The sequence below is a fragment of the Yonghaparkia sp. Soil809 genome, assembly GCF_001429705.1.
Classification (GTDB): domain Bacteria; phylum Actinomycetota; class Actinomycetes; order Actinomycetales; family Microbacteriaceae; genus Microcella.
The window spans coordinates 40,883-66,211 of record NZ_LMSV01000002.1 but is presented as its reverse complement, the minus strand read 5'-3'; the positions used below and the strand labels follow the sequence as shown (position 1 = coordinate 66,211).

At 71.6% G+C, this 25,329-nt stretch carries 26 protein-coding genes; 5 read left to right on the top strand and 21 right to left on the bottom strand.

Annotated features, from left to right (window positions below; genetic code table 11):
• The first annotated feature begins 92 nt into the window (after positions 1-92).
• Positions 93-470: a hypothetical protein gene (locus ASG83_RS07915; protein ID WP_235460136.1), complete on the top strand. Its 378-nt coding sequence runs from the start codon at positions 93-95 to the stop codon at positions 468-470.
• Positions 471-485: 15 nt separating this feature from the next.
• Here the strand turns inward: ASG83_RS07915 and ASG83_RS07910 are convergent, their stop codons facing one another.
• From ASG83_RS07910 to ASG83_RS12810, 3 genes are read right to left on the bottom strand one after another with little or no spacing between them, the layout of a single operon-like run.
• The gene (locus tag ASG83_RS07910; RefSeq protein ID WP_055859654.1) at positions 486-800 is read right to left on the bottom strand and encodes a hypothetical protein; all 315 of its coding nucleotides are present in this window, start codon (positions 798-800) and stop codon (positions 486-488) included.
• Complete coding sequence (locus tag ASG83_RS07905) at positions 797-1,291, bottom strand: hypothetical protein (protein WP_055859651.1); 495 nt, start codon at positions 1,289-1,291, stop codon at positions 797-799. The genes ASG83_RS07910 and ASG83_RS07905 overlap by 4 nt, the downstream gene beginning before the upstream one ends.
• Positions 1,292-1,345: 54 nt before the next feature.
• A complete protein-coding gene (locus tag ASG83_RS12810; RefSeq protein WP_055859647.1) occupies positions 1,346-1,525 on the bottom strand; it encodes a hypothetical protein in 180 nt (59 codons plus the stop codon).
• A gap of 17 nt (positions 1,526-1,542) precedes the next feature.
• Here ASG83_RS12810 and ASG83_RS07895 point away from each other — a divergent pair, with 17 nt between their 5' ends.
• Positions 1,543-1,800, top strand: a complete 258-nt coding sequence (locus ASG83_RS07895) for a hypothetical protein (protein WP_055859644.1) — start codon at positions 1,543-1,545, stop codon at positions 1,798-1,800.
• Positions 1,801-1,957: 157 nt separating this feature from the next.
• Here ASG83_RS07895 and ilvC read toward each other — a convergent pair whose 3' ends face one another.
• From ilvC to ASG83_RS07830, 13 genes are all read right to left on the bottom strand, one after another.
• Positions 1,958-2,983 (bottom strand): ketol-acid reductoisomerase, encoded by a 1,026-nt coding sequence (gene ilvC, locus ASG83_RS07890; RefSeq protein WP_055859642.1) that lies wholly within the window; start codon positions 2,981-2,983, stop codon positions 1,958-1,960.
• A gap of 61 nt (positions 2,984-3,044) precedes the next feature.
• Positions 3,045-3,557: an acetolactate synthase small subunit gene (gene ilvN, locus ASG83_RS07885; protein WP_055859639.1), complete on the bottom strand. Its 513-nt coding sequence runs from the start codon at positions 3,555-3,557 to the stop codon at positions 3,045-3,047.
• Between the two features lie 3 nt (positions 3,558-3,560).
• Positions 3,561-5,360: an acetolactate synthase large subunit gene (locus ASG83_RS07880; protein WP_055859636.1), complete on the bottom strand. Its 1,800-nt coding sequence runs from the start codon at positions 5,358-5,360 to the stop codon at positions 3,561-3,563.
• A gap of 43 nt (positions 5,361-5,403) precedes the next feature.
• Positions 5,404-7,098 (bottom strand): dihydroxy-acid dehydratase, encoded by a 1,695-nt coding sequence (ilvD, locus tag ASG83_RS07875; RefSeq protein ID WP_055859633.1) that lies wholly within the window; start codon positions 7,096-7,098, stop codon positions 5,404-5,406.
• 9 nt (positions 7,099-7,107) lie between these two features.
• Positions 7,108-7,563 (bottom strand): monovalent cation/H(+) antiporter subunit G, encoded by a 456-nt coding sequence (mnhG, locus tag ASG83_RS07870; protein WP_082599165.1) that lies wholly within the window; start codon positions 7,561-7,563, stop codon positions 7,108-7,110.
• The gene (locus tag ASG83_RS07865) at positions 7,563-7,892 is read right to left on the bottom strand and encodes a monovalent cation/H+ antiporter complex subunit F (RefSeq protein ID WP_082514983.1); all 330 of its coding nucleotides are present in this window, start codon (positions 7,890-7,892) and stop codon (positions 7,563-7,565) included. The genes mnhG and ASG83_RS07865 overlap by 1 nt, the downstream gene beginning before the upstream one ends.
• Positions 7,889-8,443, bottom strand: coding sequence for a Na+/H+ antiporter subunit E (locus tag ASG83_RS07860; protein ID WP_082514982.1), 555 nt, complete (start codon positions 8,441-8,443; stop codon positions 7,889-7,891). The genes ASG83_RS07865 and ASG83_RS07860 overlap by 4 nt, the downstream gene beginning before the upstream one ends.
• Positions 8,440-10,017, bottom strand: a complete 1,578-nt coding sequence (locus ASG83_RS07855; protein WP_055859630.1) for a Na+/H+ antiporter subunit D — start codon at positions 10,015-10,017, stop codon at positions 8,440-8,442. The genes ASG83_RS07860 and ASG83_RS07855 overlap by 4 nt, the downstream gene beginning before the upstream one ends.
• The gene (locus ASG83_RS07850; RefSeq protein WP_055859627.1) at positions 10,014-10,448 is read right to left on the bottom strand and encodes a Na(+)/H(+) antiporter subunit C; all 435 of its coding nucleotides are present in this window, start codon (positions 10,446-10,448) and stop codon (positions 10,014-10,016) included. The genes ASG83_RS07855 and ASG83_RS07850 overlap by 4 nt, the downstream gene beginning before the upstream one ends.
• A complete protein-coding gene (locus ASG83_RS07845) occupies positions 10,445-13,417 on the bottom strand; it encodes a Na+/H+ antiporter subunit A (RefSeq protein ID WP_082599164.1) in 2,973 nt (990 codons plus the stop codon). The genes ASG83_RS07850 and ASG83_RS07845 overlap by 4 nt, the downstream gene beginning before the upstream one ends.
• 75 nt (positions 13,418-13,492) lie before the next feature.
• The gene (gene otsB, locus ASG83_RS07840; protein WP_082599163.1) at positions 13,493-14,335 is read right to left on the bottom strand and encodes a trehalose-phosphatase; all 843 of its coding nucleotides are present in this window, start codon (positions 14,333-14,335) and stop codon (positions 13,493-13,495) included.
• 3 nt (positions 14,336-14,338) lie between these two features.
• Positions 14,339-15,760, bottom strand: a complete 1,422-nt coding sequence (gene otsA, locus ASG83_RS07835) for an alpha,alpha-trehalose-phosphate synthase (UDP-forming) (RefSeq protein WP_055859625.1) — start codon at positions 15,758-15,760, stop codon at positions 14,339-14,341.
• 99 nt (positions 15,761-15,859) lie between these two features.
• The gene (locus ASG83_RS07830) at positions 15,860-16,777 is read right to left on the bottom strand and encodes an SDR family NAD(P)-dependent oxidoreductase (protein WP_055859622.1); all 918 of its coding nucleotides are present in this window, start codon (positions 16,775-16,777) and stop codon (positions 15,860-15,862) included.
• Positions 16,778-16,864: 87 nt separating this feature from the next.
• Here ASG83_RS07830 and ASG83_RS07825 point away from each other — a divergent pair, with 87 nt between their 5' ends.
• Positions 16,865-17,464, top strand: a complete 600-nt coding sequence (locus tag ASG83_RS07825) for a TetR/AcrR family transcriptional regulator (protein WP_055859619.1) — start codon at positions 16,865-16,867, stop codon at positions 17,462-17,464.
• A gap of 9 nt (positions 17,465-17,473) precedes the next feature.
• Positions 17,474-18,265, top strand: a complete 792-nt coding sequence (locus ASG83_RS07820; RefSeq protein ID WP_082514978.1) for a sugar phosphate isomerase/epimerase — start codon at positions 17,474-17,476, stop codon at positions 18,263-18,265.
• Between the two features lie 50 nt (positions 18,266-18,315).
• Here the strand turns inward: ASG83_RS07820 and ASG83_RS07815 are convergent, their stop codons facing one another.
• Genes ASG83_RS07815 through ASG83_RS07795 form a run of 5 tightly spaced genes read right to left on the bottom strand, consistent with a single transcriptional unit; the run spans position 18,316 to position 23,338 of the window.
• Positions 18,316-19,047, bottom strand: a complete 732-nt coding sequence (locus ASG83_RS07815; RefSeq protein ID WP_055859616.1) for a FadR/GntR family transcriptional regulator — start codon at positions 19,045-19,047, stop codon at positions 18,316-18,318.
• A gap of 12 nt (positions 19,048-19,059) precedes the next feature.
• Positions 19,060-19,848: a 3-oxoacyl-ACP reductase gene (locus tag ASG83_RS07810; RefSeq protein WP_055859613.1), complete on the bottom strand. Its 789-nt coding sequence runs from the start codon at positions 19,846-19,848 to the stop codon at positions 19,060-19,062.
• A 16-nt stretch (positions 19,849-19,864) separates the two neighbouring features.
• Positions 19,865-21,223 carry an aldehyde dehydrogenase gene (locus tag ASG83_RS07805; protein WP_055859612.1) on the bottom strand — a complete coding sequence of 453 codons (1,359 nt, stop codon included), beginning with the start codon at positions 21,221-21,223 and terminating at the stop codon, positions 19,865-19,867.
• Positions 21,220-21,978, bottom strand: a complete 759-nt coding sequence (locus ASG83_RS07800; protein ID WP_055859609.1) for a gamma-glutamyl-gamma-aminobutyrate hydrolase family protein — start codon at positions 21,976-21,978, stop codon at positions 21,220-21,222. The genes ASG83_RS07805 and ASG83_RS07800 overlap by 4 nt, the downstream gene beginning before the upstream one ends.
• The gene (locus tag ASG83_RS07795; RefSeq protein ID WP_055859606.1) at positions 21,959-23,338 is read right to left on the bottom strand and encodes a glutamine synthetase family protein; all 1,380 of its coding nucleotides are present in this window, start codon (positions 23,336-23,338) and stop codon (positions 21,959-21,961) included. Before ASG83_RS07795 ends, ASG83_RS07800 begins: the two co-directional genes overlap by 20 nt.
• Positions 23,339-23,561: 223 nt before the next feature.
• Here ASG83_RS07795 and ASG83_RS07790 point away from each other — a divergent pair, with 223 nt between their 5' ends.
• A complete protein-coding gene (locus tag ASG83_RS07790; RefSeq protein ID WP_055859603.1) occupies positions 23,562-25,076 on the top strand; it encodes an amino acid permease in 1,515 nt (504 codons plus the stop codon).
• Positions 25,077-25,329: the final 253 nt, after the last annotated feature.

The following is a 25,329-nucleotide window of genomic DNA, read 5'->3' as shown; positions in this document are numbered from 1 at the left end:
GCGAAACGAGGAGTGGTGGTGGTGGTGTGCGATCGCCGCGCTCCGTCGGGGGCGATCGGTGCTCTCAGGGTATCGCAGGCAGAATGGCGGCCATGACGCCCGTCGAGCTCGCGCGCGCGATCACGGCGGTGCTGTTCATCGCCATGGGCGCCCTCCACTTCGTGCCCGTGCTCGAGCGCGGGATGGCCGCGATCATCCCGCCCGCTCTGCGGGACCGCCCCCTGTCCGCCCGCTGGCTGGTCTGGATCACCGGCGTGTGCGAGATCGCCGGGGGGCTGGGGCTGCTGTGGGAGCCGACGCGCGTCGCCGCGGGCATCGCCCTCGCCGTGTTCCTCGTCTGCGTGTTCCCCGCGAACGCGTACGCCGCGAGGCACCCCGAGCGGTTCGGGCGCATCGCGGTGCCGTTCTGGCCGCGGCTCATCGCGCAGGTCGCGCTCATCGCCGTGGCGCTGTGGGTGTCGCTGGGCTGACGGCGTCCCCGCCGCTCACGCGAGGCTGACCGAAGCGCCCGCGGCGGCAATCAGGCTGAGGCGGCTCGTCGCGATGACGCACAGGGCGACGATGAGCACGAGCGTGTAGCGCGCGAGCGGCTGGCGGCGCGCGACGACGGCCGCGCCGGCGAAGATCAGCGGGGGCAGCAGCACGCTCGCCCACAGGATCACCCAGGGGGTCCGCTCGGCGACCCCGAGCGCCTCGAGCTGCTGCGGGAAGGCGAGCAGGTTCGAGATGCCGTCGAACAGGAACCACGCCGCGAGGAGCCCCAGCACGACCGTCACGGCGATGCGGGCGACGCGGCTCACGAGAGCACCCCGATGAGCAGCGGCCACGGCACGAGCACGAGCGTGCCGAGCGCGAGCCAGCCGATGCGCACGGCAGGGCGGCCGCCGCGGGTGAGCGCCATGACGGTGCCGAACCACAGCGCGCACGCGATGATCGCGAGGAACTCGCCGAACTGGTACATCACCTCGATGAGCAGCGTCGCACCCGTCAGCGGGAGCGCGCCGATCGACAGGATCCAGCCGACCGAGTAGGCGAGGTACACCCCGGCGAGCAGGCCCGTCGCCGCCGTCACGGCGGTGCGGCGCCGATCGGCGGCGGATGCCGCGGTCGCGACGGGCGCGGCGACGCCGTCGCGGGCATCCGCCCCCTCATCGCCCGGCGCGAGCGGCTCGTCGGCGGCGACCTCGTCGGCCGGCACATCGTCGGAGGGCTCGTCGCGGCCCGGGTCGACCCAGCTCGGGTCGTCGGGGTCGCCCCAGTCGAGGGCGTCCTCGCGGCGGTCGGCGGTCATGCGGCCACCCTATCGACCCTCGGGACGATGCCCGCTGAGCGTCGGGGGCAGCGGCTAGCGTCGGTCGGCAGGGGGGTCCATGCCGTTCATCACCGTCGACGGGCGACCGATCACGGGCGTGCCGCTGATGTGCCGGATGGGGCGCGACTTCCCGGTGACCGCGCCGTTCGCCTGCCGCGCCGGCGCATCGCCGACGACCTGTTCCGCGTCGCGCTCGTCGACAACGGCATCCACCTGCTGCGGCGCGGGTCATGTGGGCCGCGGTCGGGCTCGAGGGCCGGCTGCGGCACGGCCGACCGCTCGGGCGGCTGCTCGTCGCGCCGGTCGCGGTCGGGGCGCTGTGGCTCATCGCGGCGACCATGCTCGCGGCGGCCGGAGCCGGCGGGCTCGGTCCGTGGTGGATCGTGACGGGGCGACGCGGCCCGCGCCCGCAGGCCGAGCCGACCGTGCGCTGGAAGGACGAGTACGGGCCGGAGCACGGCGCCGACCGCGCCTCTCCCCCGCGCTAGCTGCTGAGGCGGGCGCAAAGACGACGGCCGGCCGCCCCGAAGGGCGACCGGCCTCGATCGTGCGAGCGACTAGCGCGCGGCAGAGCCGTCGATGTTCCGATGCGCTTGCGCATCGGAACCGGCAAGCACCGCGTCCGCATTGCGGACTGCGGCGACGTCAGCGCGCAGCGCTGCCGTCGACGTAGTCCGCATCCTGCTGCTTCCACGCGAAGAGGGCGCGCAGCTTGCGGCCCGTCTCCTCGATCGGGTGCTGCTCGCCCTTGGCGCGCAGCTCGCGGAACTCGGGGGCGCCGGCGTCCTGGTCGGCGATGAAGCGCTTGGCGAACGCGCCCGACTGGATGTCGGCGAGAACGGCCTGCATGTTCTCCTTCACCGAGGGGTCGATGACGCGCGGGCCGGAGACGTAGTCGCCGTACTCGGCCGTGTCGCTGACGCTCCAGCGCTGCTTGGCGATGCCGCCCTCCCACATGAGGTCGACGATGAGCTTGAGCTCGTGCAGAACCTCGAAGTAGGCGATCTCGGGCTGGTATCCGGCCTCGGTGAGCACTTCGAAGCCGTACTGCACGAGCTGCGAGGTGCCGCCGCAGAGCACGGCCTGCTCGCCGAAGAGGTCGGTCTCGGTCTCCTCCGTGAAGGTCGTCTTGATGACGCCCGCGCGGGTGCCGCCGATGGCCTTCGCGTACGAGAGCGCGAGATCCCACGCGTGGCCCGTGGTGTCGCGCTCGACGGCGACGATGTCGGGGATCCCGCGGCCGGCGACGAACTCGCGGCGCACCGTGTGGCCGGGGGCCTTGGGGGCGACGAGGATGACGTCGACGCCCTCGGGGGCGTCGATGTAGCCGAAGCGGATGTTGAAGCCGTGCGCGAAGGCGAGCGTCTTGCCCGGCTTGAGGGCACCCTGGATGCTCTCGCTGTAAATGGCGCGCTGGTGCTGGTCGGGCGCGAGGATCATGATGACGTCGGCCCACTCGGCGGCGTCGGCGACGGTCTTGACGGTGAAGCCGTCCTCGTGCGCCTTGGCGACCGACTTCGAGCCCTCCTTGAGCGCGATGACGACCTCGACGCCCGAGTCGCGCAGGTTCTGCGCGTGGGCGTGGCCCTGCGAGCCGTAGCCGACGATCGCGACCTTCTTGCTCTGGATGAGAGCGAGGTCGGCGTCCTTGTCGTAGTAGATCTCGGTCACGAGAGTTGTCTCCTTGTGGTGTGGGGTCGGGGGGATGTCCGTGCGGCGTCCGGGGCGGACGTCACGAGTTCTTGAGGACGCGCTCGCTGATGCTCTTCGAGCCGCGGCCCATGGCGAGCAGGCCGGACTGCGCGATCTCCTTGATGCCGTAGGGCTCGAGCACGCGCAGCAGGGCCTCGACCTTGGCGGTGTCGCCCGTGACCTCGATCACGAGCGCGTCGGTCGCGACGTCGACGATGCGCGCGCGGAACAGCGTCGCCGCCTCGAGGATCTGCGACCGGGTCGTGGCGTCGACGCGCACCTTGATGAGCATGTGCTCGCGCTGCACCGACTGGGTCGCGTCGAGCTCGACGATCTTGAGGACGTTGACGAGCTTGTTGAGCTGCTTGGTGACCTGCTCCAGGGGCAGGCCCTCGACATCCACGACGACGGTGATGCGGGAGAGACCCGGCACCTCCGTCGTGCCGACGGCGAGCGAGATGATGTTGAACCCGCGGCGGGCGAAGAGCCCCGCGACGCGCGTGAGCAGACCGGGCTTGTCCTCGACGAGGAGCGAGAGCACGTGGTGCGACATGGGTTACTCCCTCTCCCACTCGGGCGCGTGGTCGCGCGCGTACTGCACTTGCGAGTTGCCGACGCCCTGCGGCACCATCGGCCACACCATGGCGTCGCGGCTGACGACGAAGTCGATGACGACGGGGCGGTCGTTGGTCTCCATCGCGAGGCGGATGGCCGGCTCGACCTCCTCCGGCTTCGTGACGCGGATGCCCAGGGCGCCGTACGCGTCGGCGAGCTTGATGAAGTCGGGCACCATCGCCGTGTCGTGCCCGGTGTTGAGGTCGGTGAACGAGTGGCGCCCGTCGTAGAACAGCGTCTGCCACTGGCGGACCATGCCGAGCGAGGAGTTGTTGATGACGGCGACCTTGATCGGGATCTCGTTGATCGTGCAGGTCGCGAGCTCCTGATTGGTCATCTGGAAGCAGCCGTCGCCGTCGATCGCCCACACCAGGCGATCAGGCTGGGCGACCTTCGCGCCCATCGCGGCGGGTACGGCGTAGCCCATCGTCCCGGCACCGCCGGAGTTCAGCCACGCGCCGGGTCGCTCGTACTTGATGAACTGCGCGGCCCACATCTGGTGCTGGCCGACGCCCGCGGCGTAGACGGCCTCGGGGCCGGAGAGCTCGCCGATCTTCTCGATCACCCACTGCGGCGACAGGAGGCCGTCGTCGGGCATCGTGTAGCCGAGCGGGTACTGGGTGCGGAGGCTCTCGATGCGCTTCCACCAGTCGGAGAAGTCGGGCTTCGCCGTCTTCGCCGCGTCGCGGTAGGCGGGCAGCAGGTCGATCAGCACCTCGCGGGCGTCGCCGACGATCGGGACGTCCGCGGCGCGGATCTTGCCGATCTCGGCCGGGTCGATGTCGACGTGGATGACCTTGGCGTGCGGGGCGAACTCGCTCACCTTGCCGGTGACGCGGTCGTCGAAGCGGGCGCCGAGGGCGATGAGCAGGTCGCTCTCCTGGAGGGCGAGCACCGAGGGGACGGTGCCGTGCATCCCGGGCATGCCGAGGTTCTGCTGGTGCGAGTCGGGGAACGCGCCGCGCGCCATGAGCGTCGTGACGACGGGCGCGCCGGTCTCCTCCGCGAAGCGCAGGAGCTCGGCGTGCGCGCCGGCGCGGATGACGCCGCCGCCGACGTAGAGCACGGGGCGGCGCGACTCGGCGATGAGCTGGGCGGCGGCGTTGATCTGCTTGCCGTGCGCCTTCGTCACCGGGCGGTAGCCGGGGAGGTCGATCTTCGGCGGCCAGAGGAACGGCGCCGACTTCTGCTGGGCGTCCTTCGTGATGTCGACGAGCACGGGGCCGGGGCGGCCCGTCGTGGCGATGTGCACGGCCGCGGCGAGCACGCCGGGGACGTCCTCGGGCTTCGTGACGAGGAAGGAGTGCTTCGTGATGGGCATCGTGATGCCCGTGATGTCGACCTCCTGGAACGCGTCCGTCCCCATCGAGGTCGAGAAGACCTGGCCGGTGATCGCGAGGAGCGGGACGGAGTCCATGTAGGCGTCCGCGATCGCGGTGACGAGGTTGGTCGCGCCGGGGCCGGAGGTCGCGATGCAGACGCCGAGGCGGCCGCTCGCGGCGGCGTAGCCCTCGGCGGCGTGACCGGCGCCCTGCTCGTGCCGGACGAGGATGTGGCGGATGGCGGTCGAGGCCATGAGCTCGTCGTAGAACGGCATGATGGCGCCGCCGGGGAGGCCGAACACGTCGGTGACGCCGAGCTTCTCGAGCGAGGCGAGGATGGCGCCCGACCCGGTGAGCACGGGCGGCTCGGAGCGGGAGGGCGCGGACGGGCCCGGCACGGGGGTCGATTCCGGAGGCATGAAGGAGTCCTGAGGTCGTGTGCGAGGAAGGGTGAGCGCCTGACTACCCGGTGACCGCGCCCTCCGCAGCGGAGCGCACGAGCTTCGAGTACTTGGCGAGAACGCCACGGGTGTAGCGCGGAGGCAGGGGCGCCCAGCCGGTGCGGCGCGCCTCCAGCTCGTCTGCGTCGACCAGTAGGTCGAGGGAGCGAGCAGCGATATCGACCCGTATGAGATCACCATCGCGCACGAAGGCGATCGGACCAGCGTCGACCGCTTCGGGAGCTATGTGGCCGATGCACAGTCCGGTTGTGCCGCCTGAGAATCGACCGTCGGTCAAGAGTAGTACATCTTTTCCGAGCCCAGCCCCCTTGATGGCGGCCGTGATCGCGAGCATCTCGCGCATGCCGGGGCCGCCCTTGGGTCCCTCGTAGCGGATGACGACGACATCCCCGGCGGAGATCTCGCCGTTGGTCAGGGCGTCCATCGCGGCGCGCTCGCGCTCGAAGACGCGGGCCGGGCCCTCGAAGACGGCGGCGTCGAATCCGGCCGTCTTCACGACCGCACCCTCGGGAGCGAAGGACCCGTGGAGGATCGTGATGCCGCCCGTGGCATGGATGGGGTTCTCGAGCGAGCGGAGCACCTCGCCGTCGAGCGGGTCGGGGTTCAGCTCGGCGAGGTTCTCGGCCATCGTCCTGCCCGTCACGGTCATGACGTCGCCGTGCAGCAGGCCCGCGTCGAGGAGCGCCTTCAGCAGCACGGGCAGCCCGCCCTGGCGGTCGACGTCGTTCATGACGTACTTGCCGAAGGGCTTGAGGTCGCCGATGTGGGGCACGCGGTTGCCGATGCGGTTGAAGTCGTCGAGCGTGAAGGGCACCTCGGCCTCGTTCGCGATGGCGAGGATGTGCAGCACGACGTTCGTCGAGCCGCCGAGCGCCATCGCCACGGTCACGGCGTTCTCGAACGCCTCCTTGGTCAGGATCTGCCGGGCGGTGATGCCCTTCTTCAGGAGGTTCACGACGGCCTCGCCCGAGCGGTGGGCGTACATGTCGCGCCGGCGGTCGTAGCTCGCGGGGCTCGCCGAGCCGGGCAGGCTCAGGCCGAGCGCCTCGGCGACGGAGGCCATGGTGTTCGCGGTGTACATGCCGCCGCACGCGCCCTCGCCCGGAGCGAAGGCGCACTCGATGCGGTGGGCGTCCTCCGGGCTCATCTTGCCGGCCTTGACCGCGCCGACCGCCTCGAAGGAATCGATGATGGTGATGGGCTTCTCGGTGCCGTCGCTGAGCTTGACCCAGCCCGGCGCGATGGAGCCCGCGTAGAGGAAGACGCTCGCGAGGTCGAGGCGGGCGGCGGCCATGAGCATGCCGGGGATGGACTTGTCGCAGCCGGCGAGCAGGACGGAGCCGTCCAGGCGCTCTGCCTGCATGACGGTCTCGACGCTGTCGGCGATGACCTCGCGGCTCACGAGCGAGAAGTGCATGCCCTCGTGGCCCATCGAGATGCCGTCGGAGACGCTCACGGTGCCGAACTGCAGCGGGTAGCCGCCGGCGGCATGCACGCCCTCCTTGGCGGCCTGGGCGAGCCGGCCGAGCGAGAGGTTGCACGGCGTGATCTCGTTCCACGAGCTCGCGATGCCGACCTGCGCCTTGTCCCAGTCGTCGTCGCCCATGCCGACGGCGCGCAGCATGCCGCGCGAGGTGGTCGCCTCGATCCCATCGGTGACGACGCGCGAACGGGGCTTGTGATCGATCTCCGCCATGGACAGAGTTTATGCCTCGGCGGGGGGCTCTTCTGACGGTCCGGGGCGGGCCGCATTCCCGACCGGGCGATCGATCGGATCGGACGAACCGGGGAGGTCCGAGCGGCCAGCGTCCGCGACATCCGCCGCCAGCTCGTCGACCACGAGCGTCGAGGCGTCGAAGTCACCCGTGCGGTATCCGGCGCGGCCCACCATGTGCGCCGCGATCGGCGCGGTGAGCATCTGCAGCACGATCACGGGGGTGAGCAGGAGCAGCGCCGCCCAACTGCGCTGGCTGAGGGCGAGAGCGAGGACGACGAGCACGAGGCCGAGGATCTGCGGCTTCGTCGCGGCGTGCAGCCGGCTGAGGGCATCGGGGAAGCGGACGAGTCCGACGGCGGCGGCGAGCGACAGGATCGCCCCGCCGACGAGCAGGACGCCCGCGGCGATGTCGAGGATGCTGGCCCAGGGCTCGGCGTCGACCATCAGCTCATCCCCTTCTCGGTGTCGTCGGGCTGCGCCGAGGCGGGCCCGGTGGCCGCCGTGCTCGTGGCCGTCCCCTCGGGTCGGGTGACGAAGCGGGCGACGGCGACCGTGCCGAGGAGAGCGGTCGCGGCCAGCACGACCATGAGCGGGATCGTGCGCGTGTGGCCCGTCGCGACCATCTCGGTCCCGACGACGAGGGTGAGCGTCGTCAGCAGCACGTCGGAGCCGATGACGCGGTCGACGGTGCTCGGGCCGCGGACGACCCGCCACAGGGCGACGATCGCGGCGACGGACAGGATCGCGCTCGCGATGATGATGAGGACGCTCATCGCACCGCCTCCCATTCCTCGTGCGAGCCGATCGCCCGCAGCAGCCGCCGCTCGCAGTCGAGCACGTGCGCGCGCGTGCGCTCCACGCGCTCGGTCGAGTCGACCCCGAGCGCGTGCACGTAGAGCACCGAGTTCGGTCGATCGACCTCGAGCACGACGGATCCGGGGACGAGCGAGACGGCGAGCGCCGTGCCCGTCAGCACGAGGTCGCTGCGGGTCGTCAGATCGACACGGATGACTGCGTTGCGCCGCACGCCGCGCGGTCGGAACGCGAACCAGGCGACCTGGACCGAGGCGACGACGAGATCGACGGCGAAGCGGGCGAGGAAGACCAGCGCCCATCCGAGGTGGAAGCGACCGGAGAGCGCGACCGGCGGAAGGTACAGCGTGCGCGTGACGACGAGAGCCACGACGACCCCGGTGAGGATCGTGAGCGGCGTCACGGAGCCCCACAGCATCATCCAGAGCAGGACGAGCGCGACGAGGAGCGGAACCTGCTGTCGCAGTGGCACGCGCTCTCGCTCGAGCACGCGGGAGTCGTGATCGGTCACTCGAGCTCGGCCCCCTCGCTGGAGCCGGGGAAGACGAGCTGGATGTAGGCGCCCGGGCCGTCGAGATTCTCACCCGCGCGGCTCGCGACGCCGTAGACCGGCCCGGCGAACACCGTCAGAGCGAGCCCGACGGCGACCATCCCCGCCGTCGACAGGGTCATGAGCCGAGGGGTGGTTCGGGCGCCCGAGACCGTCGAGGTGTTCAGAGGCGCCTCCTCCACCGAGCGCAGGAGTCGCGATTCATCGCCCTCCACCGCATCGGCCGAGCGCCAGAACGCGAGGTTCCAGACGCGCACGAGCGCGTAGAGGGTGAGGAGGGAGACGAGGGCTCCGGCGCCGATGAGCGCGTAGGCCAGGGCATCCCCCTGCTGGGCGGCGGCCTGGAACAGGCCGAGCTTGCCGAGGAAGCCGGAGAAGGGCGGGATGCCGCCCAGATTGAGGGCGGGGATGAAGAACAGCGCCGCGACCAGCGGGGCGCTCGCCAGCAGTCCTCCGATGCGCGTGATCGAGGTGCTGCCCGCCTCGCGCTCGATGAGGCCCGCGGCGAGGAAGAGCGTCGTCTGCACGACGATGTGATGGACGATGTAGAAGATCGCCGCCGCCGTGCCCTCGACGGTGCCCAGGGCGACGCCGAGGATCATGTAGCCGATGTGGCTGACGAGCGTGAACGAGAGGATCCGCTTGATGTCGGCCTGCGCGACCGCTCCGAGCGCCCCGACGACCATCGTGAGCAGCGCGAGCACCATGAGAGCGGGGTTGAGCTCGGGGCCGGGGAAGATGACGGTCTCGACGCGGATGATCGCGTACACGCCGATCTTGGTGAGGAGGCCCGCGAAGGCCGCCGTGACCGGTGCGGGCGCCGTCGGATAGGAGTCCGGCAGCCAGAACGACAGCGGGAAGACGGCGGCCTTGATGCCGAAGGCGACGAGCAGCATGACGTGCAGGAGGATCTGGACGTCGACCGGGATCTCGCCGATGCGCTGCGCGATCTGCGCGATCGTCACGGTTCCGAGCGCGCCGTAGATCATCGCGATCGACGCGAGGAAGAGCAGCGAGGAGAGCAGGCTCACCACCACGTACGTGACGCCGGCCCGGATCCGCGACTCGGTGCCGCCGAGGGTGATGAGCACGTAGCTGGAGACGAGCAGGATCTCGAAGCCCACGTAGAGGTTGAACAGGTCGCCGGCGATGAAGGCGATCATGACGCCCGTGGTCAGGATCAGGTAGGTGGGGTTGTAGATCGAGACGGGGGTCTCCTCGTCGCCGTCGGCGAGACCCTGCCCGACCGAGAAGACGAGGACCGCGAGGAGCACGATCGCGGAGACGACGATCATCAGCGCGGCGAGTCGGTCGACGACCAGCACGATGCCGAAGGGCGCCTGCCAGCCTCCGACCTCCATGACGAGCGGCTCGACCTGGTCGACGTGGATGAGCAGGACGATGCCGATGACGAGCTCGATGACGAGCGCGCCGATCGCGATGACCCGCTGCGGTTGCGGGCGGCGACCGGCGACCAGCGTGAGGGCCGCTCCGAGCAGGGGCACGAGGACGACGAGCGGGACGAGGGCGGTCATCGCGACTCCTCGCCCTCGAGCGGGAAGTCGGTGGTCGACGACTCCGGCAGGGTCTCCTCCGCCGCGATGAGCACGGCGCCGCCGCGCAGGGCGAGGTCGTCGGCGTCGTCGCTGACGTCGTCGGCGTTGGCCAGGCGCCAGGAGCGATAGATGAGCGCGAGCAGGAAGGAGGAGACGGCGAAGGTGATCACGATCGCGGTGAGGATGAGGGCCTGAGGCAGCGGATCGGTGTACTCGGACGCCTCGATCGACTCGTCGAAGATCGGAGCGACGCCCGCCTCGCCGACCATGATGAGGATCAGCAGGTTGGTCGCGTTGCCCGCGAGCAGGAATCCGAGGAGCACGCGGGTGAGGCTCCGCTCGAGCAGCAGATACACGGCGCACGCGTACATCGCGGACATGACGATCACGAGGACGAGCGAGACGGTCATGCGCGGCCCTCCGACTGCGGGCCCGCGGCGGCCGGGGGGCTGACTGCCGCAGGAGCGGAGCCCGCGGCGGCGATGGCGCGCTCGACCGGGTCGGCCTGCCGGTCGACCTCCGCGCCGAGGCTGCGGAGGACGTCGAGCACGAGCCCGACGACGACGAGGTAGACGCCGACGTCGAAGATCGTCGAGGTGACGAACTCGACATGGCCGAGGACGGGGAGCTCGGTCTCGACGAACGCGGAGGTCAGGGCATCCGCCCCCAGCATCAGCGGCATCGCTGCCGTACTGGCCGCGAGGAGCATGCCCGTGCCGAGCACCGCGCCCGCGCCGACGGGCGCCGCGGCGCCGAGCTCGTAGCGACCTCCGGCGAGGTAGCGCCCGACGAGCGCGAGGCCGGCGACGAGCCCTCCCGCGAAGCCGCCGCCGGGCAGGTTGTGCCCGGCGAAGAGCAGGTAGATCGAGACGACGACCGTGGCGTGGAAGGTCAGGCGCACGACGACCTCGAGCAGGATCGAGCGGTTGCGGGGGTCGAGCGAGGGCCCGGCGAGGATCCACGCGTTGCGCAGCTCGCCCGGGCGGCCCTGCTCGCGCACGCGGTCGAGCCGCTGCTCGACGCGCCGACGCACGAGGCCGCGCGCCGGGCGCGGCAGGGCGTCGTCGCGGCCGCGGATGAACAGCAGGCTCGCCACGCCCGTCGCCGCCGCGATGACCACGGCGAGCTCGCCGAGGGTGTCCCACGCGCGGAGGTCGACGAGAGCCACGTTGACGGTGTTTCGGCCGTGTCCGATCTCGTAGGCGAGCTCGGGCCAGGCGAGCGAGATGGGCGCCTCGGTGCGCGCACCCGCGGCGACGAGGGCGATGACCCCCATCGTCGCGCCGACGGCGACGGCGATGAGGGCGCGAAGGCCCTTCCGGGTGCTGCCGTGCCGGTCGCCGAGCTGGGCCGGCAGACGCCGCAGGACGAGGACGAACGCGATGAGGGTCACGAGCTCGACGAGGATCTGCGTGATCGCGAGGTCGGGCGCGCCCATGATCGAGAAGAGCGCCGACATGCCGAAGCCGGTGACGCCGACGACGAGGACGGCGGTGAAGCGCTTCTGCGCGCGCGTCGCCGCGACCGCGGAGGCGACCATGATGACGGCGATCGCGACCTGGGCGGGGGTGTCCCACAGGCGCACCTCGCCGGGCCCGCTCGAGCCGATGAGCAGGGTGGCGCCCGTGCCGGCGACGAACACGACGAGGATGACGCCGAGGTAGAACGGCAGCGAGCCGCGCTGGGTGAGGCTCGTCACGCGCACGGCGAGGCGGTCGACGCCGCCCACGACGTCCCAGTAGAGCTCCGACGCGCTGACCGGGCTGTGCACGCGCGCGTGCAGTCGGGCGATCGGCTCGCGCGCCAGGAAGATCGCGACGCCGGCGAGGATCGCGAGGAGGGAGAGCCCGAGCTCGAGCGTCGGCCCGTGCCAGAGCGCGAGGTGGTAGACCTCCCCCGATCCGCTCGGGGCGCTCGGGGCGACCCCGGCCGGGAGCCCATCGGCGGAGGGGGCGACCCCGGCGTCGGCGAGCGCGGCGAGCGGGCCGAGCGCGAGCCCGGCGACCGCGAGCACGGCGGGCGCGAGGAGGAACCCCGGACCGACGTGATCGAGATCCTCCACGTCGTCGACGCCGCCCTTCGTCGCGAAGGCGCCCCAGAAGAAACGGATGCTGTAGGCCGCCGTGAGCGCGGACCCGGCGACGACGCCCGCGACCGCGATCGCGGCGAGGTCCGCGCCGCCGAGCGCGTCGACGAGCAGCGCGTGCAGGACCGCCTCCTTCGCGACGAAGCCGAACAGCGGCGGAAGGCCCGCCATCGAGGCGAGGGCGAGGGCCGCGATCGCGGCGAGCACGGGGGCGCGCCGCCCGAGCCCGGAGAGCGCGCGCAGATCGCGGGTGCCGGCGCCGTGGTCGATGATGCCGACGACGAGGAAGAGCGTCGACTTGAACAGCGCGTGGGCGACGAGCAGGGCGAGCGCGGCGAGCGCGGCGTCGCGCGTGCCCCACCCGGTGATCACGACGAGAAGGCCGAGCTGGCTGACCGTGCCGTAGGCGAGCAGGAGCTTGAGGTCGGTCTGCCGGAGGGCGACCCAGCCGCCGAGGATCATGGTGGCGAGCCCGAGCACGACGAGGATCTCGCGCCACGAGGGGGTCTCGGCGAAGGCCGGCGCGAAGCGCGCGATGAGGTAGACGCCCGCCTTCACCATCGCGGCGGCGTGAAGGTAGGCGCTCACGGGCGTCGGGGCGGCCATCGCGCCGGGCAGCCAGAAGTGGAAGGGCAGGATCGCCGACTTCGACAGCGCGCCGACGAGGACGAGGATGATCGCCGTCGTCGTGAGCGCCCCCTCGGGCGCCGTCGCGATGATGACGGGGATGCTCGCGCTGCCGGCCTGCTGGGCGAGCAGGACCAGGCCCACGAGCATGACGAGCCCGCCGAGCGTCGTCGTGATGAGCGCCTGCAGGGCCGCGCCGCGGCTCGCCCTGCGGCCCTGGTAGTGGCCGATCAGGAGGTAGGAGAGCACGCTCGTGAGCTCCCAGAAGACGAAGAGCAGGAAGACGTCCTCCGACAGCACGAGCCCGTACATGGCGCCGGCGAACGCGGTGAGCGTCGCCGCGAAGCGACCGATGCCCTCGCTGTCGCTGCGGAAGTACGCCGCGCAGTAGAGCAGCACGAGCGCGCCCACGCCCGTGACGACGAGCGTCATGACCCACGACAGCGGGTCCATGACGAGATCGAGGGTCAGCTGCAGCTGCGGGACCCACGCGGCGCGCTCGACGAGCGGGCCCCCCGAGAGGATGCCCGGGCCGACGACGAGCGCATGGCCGAAGGCCCCCAGCGGGACGAGGGCCGCCACGAGGAACACGCGGTTCGTGAGCGCTCGCGTGAGCGGGGCGAGCAGGAGGGCCGCGATTCCGAACAGCGCGAGGAGGACGAGCATGGGTCCTCCCTCGAGTGTCGGTGCGGCACGGGCGGGAGAGGGCTGGCGTCGGTTCCGGCGCTCTCGCCCCCCAGTTTACCGAGCGTCGCCTGAGAAGCTCTCACGCGATCGGAGGAGGTGCGCGAGCGCGACCGCCAGCTGCTCCGGGTCGGCCACGCGCGCCCGGGCGCTGGACGCGGCCTCGCCCACCTTGATCCCGAGGTCCCGCGGGCCGAGCACGGCGAGGGCGTCCTCGTCGGTCACGTCATCCCCCGCGAAGAGCACCGCGTCGGGCTCGAAGCGCTCGACGAGCGCGCGGAGGCCGTCGCCCTTGGTCGCGTCCCGCACGGCGAACTCGACCACGTCGCGGCCGTCGCGGACGGTGAGGGCGTCGTCGACGGCGGCCGCCTCGGCATGCACCGCCTCGACGAGGGCGCCCACGGCGTCGGGGTCGTCGACGCGGCGGGAGTGCACGGCGAGGCCGGCGGGCTTCGGCTCGATCCAGGCCCCCGGCACGGCGGCGACGAGGGGCTCGAGCCGCGATCGGAGCGCGGCCACGCGGGCGGCATCGGCGTCGTCGACGGCGGGGCGGGCATCCGCCGCCGCGAAGCGCACCTCGAGGCCGTGCGAGCCGACGAGCGGCTGGTCGTCGGGCGCCTCGGCGACGCGCGTGAGGCTCTCGAGCGACCGACCCGAGACCAGGGCGACGATCGTGCCGGGGAGCGCGCCCAGCGCGTCGAGGGCGGTGCGGGCGGCGGGGAGGGCACGGGAGTCGTCAGGGTCGTCGACGAGCGGTGCGAGCGTGCCGTCGAAGTCGAGCGCGATGAGGAGCGTCGGGGCCTCGGCGACGCGCTCGAGGGCGCTGATGAGGTCCGGATCGAGGTTCTGATCGAGGTCGCGACCGGCCGCCGAGCCGGCTACTGCGCTGCGGTCGCCCATCGCTCAGCGGTGCCCGACGTGGCGGAGCGTGTCGAGGAAGGTCTGCGACCAGCGGGCGACGTCGTTCTCGCGCACGCGGCGGCGCAGCGCCCGCATGCGGGTCGAGCGCTCGCGCTTGGGCATCTCGATCGCCTGCAGCATGGCCTCCTTGATGCCCTCGATGTCGTGGGGGTTCACCAGGAGGGCGTTGCGCAGCTCGTCGGCCGCGCCGGCGAACTCGCTGAGGATGAGCACGCCGTCCTCGTCGTGCCGGCAGGCGACGTACTCCTTCGCGACGAGGTTCATGCCGTCGCGCAGGGCCGTGACGAGCATGACGTCGGCGGCGAGGTAGAGCGCCACCATCTCCTCGCGCGGGTACCCGTGGTGGAGGTATGCGATCGCCGGGTGGCTGATGGTGGAGAAGTCGCCGTTGAGCCGGCCGACGGTGAGCTCGATCTCGTCGCGCAGCTGCATGTACGCCTCCACGCGCTCACGGCTCGGGCTCGCGACCTGCACGAGCGTGACGTCCTCCGTGCTGACGGAGCGGTCGCGCAGCAGCTCGCCGAACGCCTTGAGCCGGTGGCCGATGCCCTTGGTGTAGTCGAGGCGGTCGACGCCGAGCATGATCGTCGTCGGGTTCCCGAGGTCCTGGCGGATCTGCCGGGCCCGCTCGATGACCTCGGGGCGCCGCGCGATCTCCTCGAAGCTCTCGACGTCGATCGAGATCGGGAAGGCCTTCGCGATGACCGACCGGTGGCCGCCCGCGCCGTCGGGCACGCGGATCTCGGGGCTGCGGGTGCCGTAGCCGAACAGGCGGCGAACGGCGCTGAAGAAGTTGGCCGCGTCTGAGGAGCGCTGGAAGCCGATGACGTCGGCGCCGAGGAGGCCCTCGGCGATCGCGCGACGCCACGGCAGCTGCGAGTAGATGCCGTACGGCGGGAAGGGGATGTGGTTGAAGAAGCCGATCGTGAGATCGGGGCGCATCGCCCGCAGCAGCGCGGGCACGAGCTGCAGCTGGTAGTCCTGCACCCAGACGGTCGCGTTCGGTGCGGCGACCTCGGCGCTCGCGCGGGCGAAGCGCTCGTTGACCTCCTTGTAGGTCTCCCACCACTCGCGGTGATAGGCGGGCGGGGAGATCACGTCGTGGTAGAGCGGCCAGAGCGTGTCGTTGCTGAAGCCCTCGTAGTAGCGCTCGACCTCGCCGGAGGTGAGCGCGACCGGCACGAGATGCATGTCGTCGGCCTCGAACGGCTCTACCTCGACGTCGGGCTTGCCCGGCCAGCCCACCCAGGCGCCGTCGGCCGCGCGCATGACGGGCTCGAGGGCGGTCACGAGGCCCCCGGGAGAGCGCTGCCAGCTCGTCGTCCCGTCCGCCTCGATCACCCGGTCGACGGGGAGTCGGTTGGAGACGACGACGAAGTCGAAGCGGCCCTCTCGCTGGCTCATGTCACTCGCTTTCCGCACGCTCGTTCCGTATCGATCACGACCCCGGCGCTCGCGCGCCCGGCCGGCTCGCTACGGTATCAGCCGAATATCACCGTTCTCTCAGAATTGCGTCGACCCGACCGCCGGGATCGGGGCGGCGAGGGCCCGGCGATGGAGCTCCTCGCTCGCGGCGACGAGATCGCGCTGCCGGCGCTCGTCCGCGATGAACGGCGCGATCTCGAAGCGGCCGCGCCTGCCCGCCCATCCGGCCGTCTCGGAGCTCCAGCTCGCGTCGGTGAGCAGGGAGACGAGCTGCTCGGCGACCGCTTGCGGCTCGCGCTTCGGGAAGAGTCCTACGAGAGTGCGGAACCACCAGGGCTGAGCGCGCAGGATGCCCGTGCGCACGTTGCCGGGCCCGTACCCCATGGCCGCGACCCCGTACCGCGCGGAAGCCGCGGCGACGAGGAGGTCGTTCGCGGTCTGCGCCGCTGCGTGCCCGCGGAAACCGGTGCGAGCGGTCACCGCGTCGAGGTCGTCGAACTCCACCCGTGCGAATCCCGGCGTCGTGGGGCTCGTCGCAGCGAGCGAGAGGAGCCTCGTGCCCGGACCGATGAGCCCGCGCGTCGCGGCGCGCTCGAGGAGGACGAAGCGCGCGAGGTAGCTCACCGCGAAATCGAGCTCGACGCCCTCGGCGGTGTGCTCGACGTGCGAGAGGAAGACGCCGACGCCCTGCACGAGGATGTCGATGCGATCGATGTCGTCGGCGAGAGCGTCCACCGCCTGCTCGACCGACCGCATGAGCGAGAAGTCGACCGTGCGCGCCGTCAGCGAGCCGGAGCTCGACGCGGCATCCGACCGGTCGATGAGAGCACGGGCCTTCTCGGCCGAGCGGCCGATGACGATGACGTGCGCGCCGCGATCACGGAGCTGGAGGGCGAGCGCGGCGCCCACGCCGTCGGTGCCTCCCGTGATGAGAGCGGTCGTGCCGTCGAGGCGGGGGCCGAGGGCCGGCAGGAGGTTACGAGCGGGTGCGGTCATGGGGCTCTCTCTTCTCGATTCGGGGCAGGCGAGGCGCTCGACCCAATGTATGCGGTGCACACATCGGGCTATGTATATCATGTAAACATGATGCGGGAGCCCGGCAGGTATCACCATGGGGATCTCGCCCGAGCCCTCGCCGACACCGGCCTCGCGATCGCACGGGCCGAGGGAGCGGCCGGGCTGAGCGTTCGTGGCATCGCGAAGCAGCTCGGCGTCTCGCCCATGGCCGCCTATCGCCATTACCCTTCCGCCGATGCGCTTCTGGCCGTCGTCTCCCAGCGCGCCAGGGAGGAGTTCGCGCAGCAGATCGCCGACCGCCCCGATGTCGCGGAGGGCGCGCCCCTCGACCGACTGCGCGCGCTCGGTGCCGCGTACGTCGAGATCGCACTCGATGACCCCGAGCTCTTCTCCGCCGCCTTCCTCCCCGTCTCGATCGCGCCACCCCGGCCCGACTCCCCCTCGGGCTGGGAGCTGTACCGCGCCGTGCTGCCCGCGACGGATGCCGCGACGCTGCAGGCGCAGTTCACCTTCGCCTGGTCCACCGTTCACGGTCTCGCGGTACTGCTCGGCTCCGGCCGGTACTCCGACGACGAGCGCTCCGCCCGCCTCGCGTCGACCCTCGACCTCATCGAGTCAGCGATCGTGCACGGCCCGGGAGGCCGAGCGTTCGACGACCGGCCCTAGGCTGGCCGCGTGATCCGCGTCGGCATGGGCACCACGAGCGTGCTCCCACGGCGGCTCGAGCCCGCGTTCCGTCTGTCGCGCGAGGCCGGGTTCGACGGCCTCGAGATCATGATCACGAGCGACCCGGCCACGCAGAGCGCCCGGGCGATCGGCGCGCTGTCGTCGCGGTACGGGATGCCCGTGCTGAGCATCCACGCCCCCGTCCTGCTCTTCAGCACCCTCGTCTTCGGGCGCGACCCGCGCACGAAGCTGCAGCGCGCCGCCGCCCTCGCCGCCGAGCTGGGAGCGGCCACGGTCGTCGCCCACCCGCCCTGGCGCTGGCAGGGCCGGTGGGCCGCCGCGTTCGAGGACGCCGTCGCCGAGACCGCCACCGCGACGGGGGTGACCGTCGCGGTCGAGAACATGTTCCCCGTCGCGGCGGGCGGCCGCACGCGCGACGCGTTCGCGCCGCACTGGAACCCGGGCGAGCTCGCCGTCGACCGCCTCGTGCTCGACGTCTCGCACGCGAGCATGGCACGCGTCTCGGCGCTCGATCTCGCGCGCGCGTGGGGCGACCGGCTTCATCATGTGCACCTGTGCGACGCCGCCGCGCCCGACGCCGGGGGGCTGCTCGTCGACGCGCACCTCGTCCCGGGCCGCGGCGGACAGCCGGTCGCGGCGCTGCTGCGCCACCTCGCGGCGAGCGGGTTCGCGGGCGATGTCGTCGCCGAGCTCAACACGCGGCACTGCGGCCGCGACGACGCCGCGCGCCTGGCCGAGCTGCGCGAGACGGTCGCGTTCGCGCGCGCGCACCTCGCCTGAGCCGCGCCCGACGGACCGACGCGCCTGCCGGGGGCCGACGCGCCTGCCGCCTACGCCAGGAACCCGCGCAGCAGCGACGCCGTGCCCTCGAGGTGCTCGGTCATCGCGGCCGCGGCGCCGTCCGCGTCGCCCGACAGCACGGCCCACACGATGCGCTCGTGCTGCTCGTTGGAGTGCGCGATGTTGGGCGGCAGCAGCGGGATCCGATCGAGCAGGGTGTTGACCCGCATCCGGTTGTCGGCGAGCAGCGACACGAGCGTGGGGCTCCCGGCGAGCTCGCCGAGGGTGAGGTGCAGCCGCGAGTCGAGCCGGCGGTACTCCGCGCCCTCCGCGGCGGCGACCTCGCGCATGCGGGTCGCCAGATCGTCGCGCTGCGCCGCCGTCAGAGGCGTGGATGCCGCTGCCCTCGCCGCGCCGACCTCGAGCACGTCGCGCACGAGCAGGGCATCCCGCACCTCGTCGGCAGACACGCGCTCCCCCGGCCCGTCCTCGGGGTGCGGGAGCGGCTCGCGCACGAACGTACCGCCGTAGCGGCCCCGCCGCGACTCGACGTAGCCGGCCTCGGCGAGCGCCCGGATCGCCTCGCGCACGGTGTCGCGACTGACCTCGAGCCGCGCGGCGAGCTCGCGCTCGGGAGCGAGGGCCTCCCCCGGCGGCACGACCCCCAGCCGGATGAGCTGCAGGAGGCGGGCGAGGGTCTCCTCGAAGGCGTTGCCGCCCCGCACCGGTCGGCTGAAGGCCTCGAGCGCGAGCCCTTCGGGCGGCGGGGCGGGGTCGGTCATGATCGGCGGGCGCTACAGCGGGGTGACGTACGCGGCGCTGATGCCGCCGTCGACGAGGAAGGTCGAGCCGGTGATGAACGACGCGTCGTCGCTCGCGAGGAACGCGACGGCGGCGGCGAGCTCCTCCGCCTCGGCGAAGCGGCCCTTGGGGATGTGCACGAGGCGGCGCTGCGCCCGCTCCGGGTCCTTCGCGAAGAGCTCCTGCAGCAGGGGCGTGTTGACGGGGCCCGGGCACAGGGCGTTGACGCGGATGCCCTGGCGGGCGAACTGCACGCCGAGCTCGCGCGTCATGGCGAGCACGCCGCCCTTCGATGCGGTGTACGAGATCTGACTGGTGGCGCTGCCCATGACGGCGACGAACGACGCGGTGTTGATGATCGAGCCCGACTGCTGGGCGACCATGTGGCGCAGCGCGGCTCGCGAGCAGAGGTAGACGCTCTTGAGATTGACGTCCTGCACCCTGTCCCATGCCGGCAGCTCGGTCGTCTCGATCGAGTCGTCGTCGGGCGGCGAGATTCCCGCGTTGTTGAAGGCGATGTCGAGCGAGCCGTAGGTCGCGACCGCCGTGTCGAAGAGTGCGTTGACCTGGGCCTCGTCGGTCACGTCGACCTGCACGAAGAGCCCGTCGACCTCGGCCGCGGCGGCCTCGCCGGCCTCCGGGTTCATGTCGCCGATGACGACGCGCGCGCCCTCCGCGGCGAAGCGCCTCGCGGTCGCGAAGCCGATGCCGCTCGCGCCGCCCGTGATGACGGCGACCTTCCCGGCGAGTCGCTGGGTGAGGTCGATCGGGGTGATGGTCATGGTGCGGGCTCCGTTCCTAGCCGTGGGAGAAGAAGACGTTCTTGGTCTCGGTGAAGGCGAGCGGAGCATCCGGACCGAGCTCGCGCCCGAGCCCCGACTGCTTGAACCCGCCGAAGGGGGTCGCGTACCGCACGGAGGAGTGCGAGTTGACGCTCAGCGCGCCGCTCTCGACCCCGCGGGCGACGCGGATGCCGCGGCCGAGGTCGCGCGTCCAGATCGAGCCCGACAGACCGAAGATCGAGTCGTTCGCGAGCGCGATCGCATCGGCCTCGTCGTCGAAGGGCAGCACCGAGACGACGGGGCCGAAGATCTCCTCCGTCGCGACGCGGTCGGTGCGGTCCGGCAGCAGCACGGTCGGGGCCATCCAGTAGCCGGGGCCCCCGGGCGCGGTGCCCGTGAACGCGACGGGCGCGCTGCCGTCGAGGAAGGCCGCGACGTTCTCGAAGTGGCTCTTCGACACGAGCGGCCCCATCTCGGTCGCCTCGTCGGTGGGGTCGCCGACGCGGAAGCCTCGTACGGCGGGCTCCAGCAGCGCGAGGAACCGGTCGAGCACGCTGCGCTGCACGAGCAGGCGCGAGCGCGCGCAGCAGTCTTGCCCCGCGTTGTCGAAGACCGACCCGGGGGCGCCGGATGCCGCTGCCTCGAGGTCGGCGTCGGCGAAGACGATGTTCGCGCTCTTGCCGCCGAGCTCGAGCGTCACGGGCTTGACCTGCGCCGCGCATCCGGCCATGACGTGCTTGCCGACCTCGGTGGATCCGGTGAAGACGACCTTGCGCACGGCCGGGTGGGTGACGAAGCGGTCGCCGACGACCGAGCCGCGGCCGGGCAGCACTTGGAAGAGGTGCTCGGGCAGGCCCGACTCGAGGGCGAGCTCGCCGAGGCGGATCGCCGTCAGGGGCGTCCAGTCGGCGGGCTTCAGCAGCACCGCGTTGCCGGCGGCGAGCGCGGGCGCGAAGCCCCAGCCGGCGATCGGCATGGGGAAGTTCCAGGGCACGATGACGCCGACGACGCCGAGCGGCTCGTGGAAGGTGACGTCGAGCCCGCCGGCGACGGGGATCTGCTGGCCGATGAGCCGCTCCGGCGCGCCGCTGTAGTAGTCGAGCACGTCGCGCACGTTGCCCGCCTCCCAGCGGGCGGCGCCGATCGGGTGGCCGGAGTTGCGCACCTCGAGCTGCGCGAGCTCCTCGACGTGGGCGTCGACGGTCGCGGCGAAGCGGCGCAGGGCGCGGGCGCGGTCGACGGGCGCGAGCGCGGCCCACGCGCGCTGGGCGACGACAGCGCGCGCGACGGCCGCATCGACCTCCTCGAGCGTCGTGTGCCGGACCGTGCCGATGACGGACTCGTCGGCCGGGTTGATGAGGGTCGTCTCGCTCACGCGTGCACCCGGCGGCTCTCGGCGTAGTCGACGGCCGCGTCGACGAGGCCCGCGAACAGGCGAAGATCCTCCGGCGACATCTCGGGGTGCCACTGCACCGCGACGCCGAAGCTCATGCCGTCGACGTCGACCGCCTGGATGATGCCGTCGTCGCCGCGCGCGCTCACCGTCAGCCCCTCGCCGACCTCGTCGAGCGCCTGGTGGTGGTAGCTCTGCGCCGTCACCTGCTCGCCGACGAGCTCGGCCAGGCGCGTGCCGGGCACCGTGATCGCCGGGTTCGGGGTGAAGACACCGCCGCCGGCGTTGTACCGCTCGCTGCCGATGACCTCCGGCAGGTGCTGGATCAGCGTGCCCCCGCGCAGCACGTTGAGCACCTGCATCCCGCGGCAGATGCCGAAGAAGGGGATGTCGCGGGCGATCGCGCGCTCCAGGAGCGCGAACTCGAAGTCGTCGCGATCGGTGCGCGGCGCATCGTTCGTCGGGTGCGGGGTCTGCCCGTACCGGCTCGACTCGACGTCCTTGCCACCCGTGATGATGAGGCCGTCGAGTCCGTCGAGGATGCTGTCGGCGACGGATTCGTCGACCGGCTGGGGAGGCAGCAGGACGACGGTTCCGCCGGCGCGCGTGACCGCCTCGAAGTAGGCCTTGGGCAGGAACGCGGCGGGGACATCCCACACGCCCGTCTGCGCCTGCTCGAGGTAGGTCGTCAGCCCGATGACGGGTCGGCGGTGCCGGTCAGAATCGTTCGAAGCCACGGAATCGCTCCCAGTCGGTGACGGCCGCGTCGTGGGCCTTCTGCTCGACGCGCGCCATGTTGAGGTAGTGGTCCACGACATCCTGCCCGAACGCCGCATGAGCGATCTCCGAGCCGGCGAAGAGCTCGGCGGCCTCGCGCAGGGTCGACGGCACGCGCGGCTTGTCGGAGCCGTAGGCGTTGCCGGCGAAGGCCTCCTCGAGGGTGAGCTCGTTCTCGATGCCGTGGATGCCCGCGGCGATGATCGCGGCGGTCGCGAGGTACTGGTTGACGTCGCCGCCCGGCACGCGGTTCTCGACGCGCAGGCTCTGCCCGTGGCCGACGACGCGCAGCGCGCACGTGCGGTTGTCGAAGCCCCACGCGATCGCGGTCGGCGCGAAGCTGCCCTCGACGTAGCGCTTGTACGAGTTGATCGCGGGCGCGAAGAACAGGGTGAGCTCGCGCATCGCGGCGAGCTGGCCCGCGAGCCAGTGCTCCATGAGCGGCGAGAAGCCGTGCTCGCGGTCGCCGGCCATGACGGGCGTGCCATCGGCGCCGCGCACGCTGAGGTGGATGTGGCAGCTGTTGCCCTCGCGCTCGTTGAACTTCGCCATGAACGTCAGCGACTTGCCGTGGCGGTCGGCGATCTCCTTCGCCCCGTTCTTGTAGATCGAGTGGTTGTCGCACGTCGCGAGAGCGTGGGCGTAGCGGAAGGCGATCTCCTGCTGGCCGAGGTTGCACTCGCCCTTGACGCCCTCGCAGTACATGCCCGCGCCGTCCATGCTCAGGCGGATGTCGCGCAGCAGCGGCTCCATGCGCGTGGAGGCCATGAGCGCGTAATCGATGTTGTAGTCGCTCGCCGGGGTGAGGTCGCGGTAGCCCTTGCGCCAGGCGTCGCGGTAGCCGTCGTCGAAGACGATGAACTCGAGCTCGGTGCCGACGTAGGGCACGAGCCCGTGCTCGGCGAGGCGGTCGATCTGGCGGCGGAGGATCGCGCGCGGGCTCGGCGCGACGGGGGTGCCGTCGAGGAACAGCAGGTCGGCGAGCACCATCGCGGTGCCGGGCAGCCACGGGATGAGCCGGAGCGTGTCCATGTCGGGCTGCATGACCATGTCGCCGTAGCCGCGCTCCCAGCTGGAGATCGCGTAGCCGTCGACGGTGTTCATCTCCACGTCGACGGCGAGCAGGTAGTTGCAGCACTCGGCGCCGTGCGCGCCGACCTCCTCGCTGAACAGCCGCGCCGAGACGCGCTTGCCGACCAGACGGCCCTGCATGTCGGTGAAGGCCACGATGACGGTGTCGATCTCCCCCGCGCGGATGCTCTTCTCGAGATCGTGGGCGCTCAGGTTCCCCGAGCGGACTCCGGAGGGTGCAGCGGACATGGCTCGTCTCCTTCGACTGGCACGGTTTCGACCATTAGTACCACACACCCCGCCCAAGCCTCGGCCGTTCTGCGGGCTTCTCGCGCGTCAATGGTGGACACAGGCCACCTTTAGCGGCATGCTTCCCCACTAAGCGCACCGTGGCGCCGTGCCATCGAACGCGCATGACTGCTCCACCCCCTGTCCACCCCGGACTCGATGTCCATCCCCCCAGGAGGAATGCATGGCGGAAACGACCAAGGCGACGGGCGGTGTCACGTACACCCGCGTCGACAAGGGCTACTTCGAGAAGCGCGGCCTGCGCCGAACAGCGGGAGTGTGGGGCCTCTGGGGCCTCGCCGTCGCGGCGGTCATCTCCGGCGACTTCTCCGGCTGGAACTTCGGCATCGACTTCGCGGGCTTCGGCGGCATGCTCATCGCCTTCGTCGTGCTCGTGGTCATGTACTACGGCCTGACCTTCTCGATCAGCGAGATGTCGGCGGCCATGCCCCACACCGGAGGCGCGTACTCCTTCGCCCGCTCGGCCATGGGGCCGTGGGGCGGCCTCATCACCGGGGCCGCGGAGACGATCGAGTACGTCGCGACGACCGCCGTCATCGTCTTCTTCTCGGCGCAGTACCTCGACGGCGTCACGAGCGGCCTGCTCGGCTTCTCGCTCGCCGAGGCCGACATGATGTGGATCTGGTGGATCGTGCTGTACGTCGCGTTCGTGGCGCTCAACGCGGCCGGCGCGCACATCTCGTTCCGCTTCGCCATCGTCGTCTCGATCATCGCCATCGGCATCATCGTCGTCTTCTCGGTGATGGCCCTCGCCTCCGGCCTGTTCTCGTTCGACAAGCTGTGGGACATGGCGCCGAACCCCGACGTGGCCGGCTCGTCGGTGTTCCTCCCCGAGGGCATCGTGCCGATCCTGTTCGCACTGCCGTTCGCCATGTGGTTCTTCCTCGGCATCGAGGAGCTGCCGCTCGCGGCGGAGGAGTCGCACACCCCGGAGAAGGACATCCCGCGCGCCGGCGTCCTCGCGCGCGGCACGCTCATCGTCACGGGCGTCCTGGTCCTCTTCCTCAACACCGGCGTCCTCGGGGCGGAGGCGACGGGCACCTCGCTCGAGCCCCTGCTCGACGGGTTCCGGGCGATCGTGGGCGACGAGCTCGCCGCCGTGCTCGCGATCTTCGCGCTCATCGGCCTGCTCGCGTCGCTGCAGGGCATCATGTTCGCCTACGGGCGCAACATGTACTCGCTCTCGCGGGCCGGGTACTACCCGAAGTTCCTGTCGCTCACCGGCAGGAACCAGACCCCGTGGGTCGCGCTCACGGTCGGCGCCGTCGTCGGCTTCATCGCGATCGTGGTACTCGACCTCCTCGCGCGCCTCGACCCGGAGGGCGTCGGCGCGGTCGCCGGCGCGATCATCCTCAACATCGCGGTGTGGGGCGCAGTCGTGGCGTACTTCCTGCAGATGGTGTCGTTCCTCATCCTCCGTCGGAAGTTCCCGAACGCCAACCGCCCGTACAAGAGCCCGTGGGGTCTGTTCGGCGCCTACAGCGCCGCCGCGATCGCCGCGCTCGTCTTCATCGGGCTCCTCGTGAACCCGGCGTTCCAGGCGGCGATCGTCGCGATCATCATCGTGTACGCGCTCATCCTCATCGGGTTCGCCGTGCACTACCGCACGCAGCTCGTGCTCTCCCCCGAGGAGGAGTACGCGATGAGCGGAGGGACGCACGAGTTGACGAAGGAGTGATCGACCCGCTCACCGCGGGGTGAGCGACCGGCACCGCGCGACGGGCCGCGGGGAGCGATCTCCGCGGCCCGTTCGCGTCGACTCCCGTTCCTCCGCGCGCCGTTGTCAGGCGGATGACGGGTCCGCGGGCGCACGTCGCCGACCCGCGGTGCGCACGTCGCCGACCGGCGGTGCGCACGTTCTCCGGAGATCCGGCGAGGGACGCTCGCCCGGGCGCGCCGCGATGTGCGGTCGTCCCGCAACTCCGGAGAAC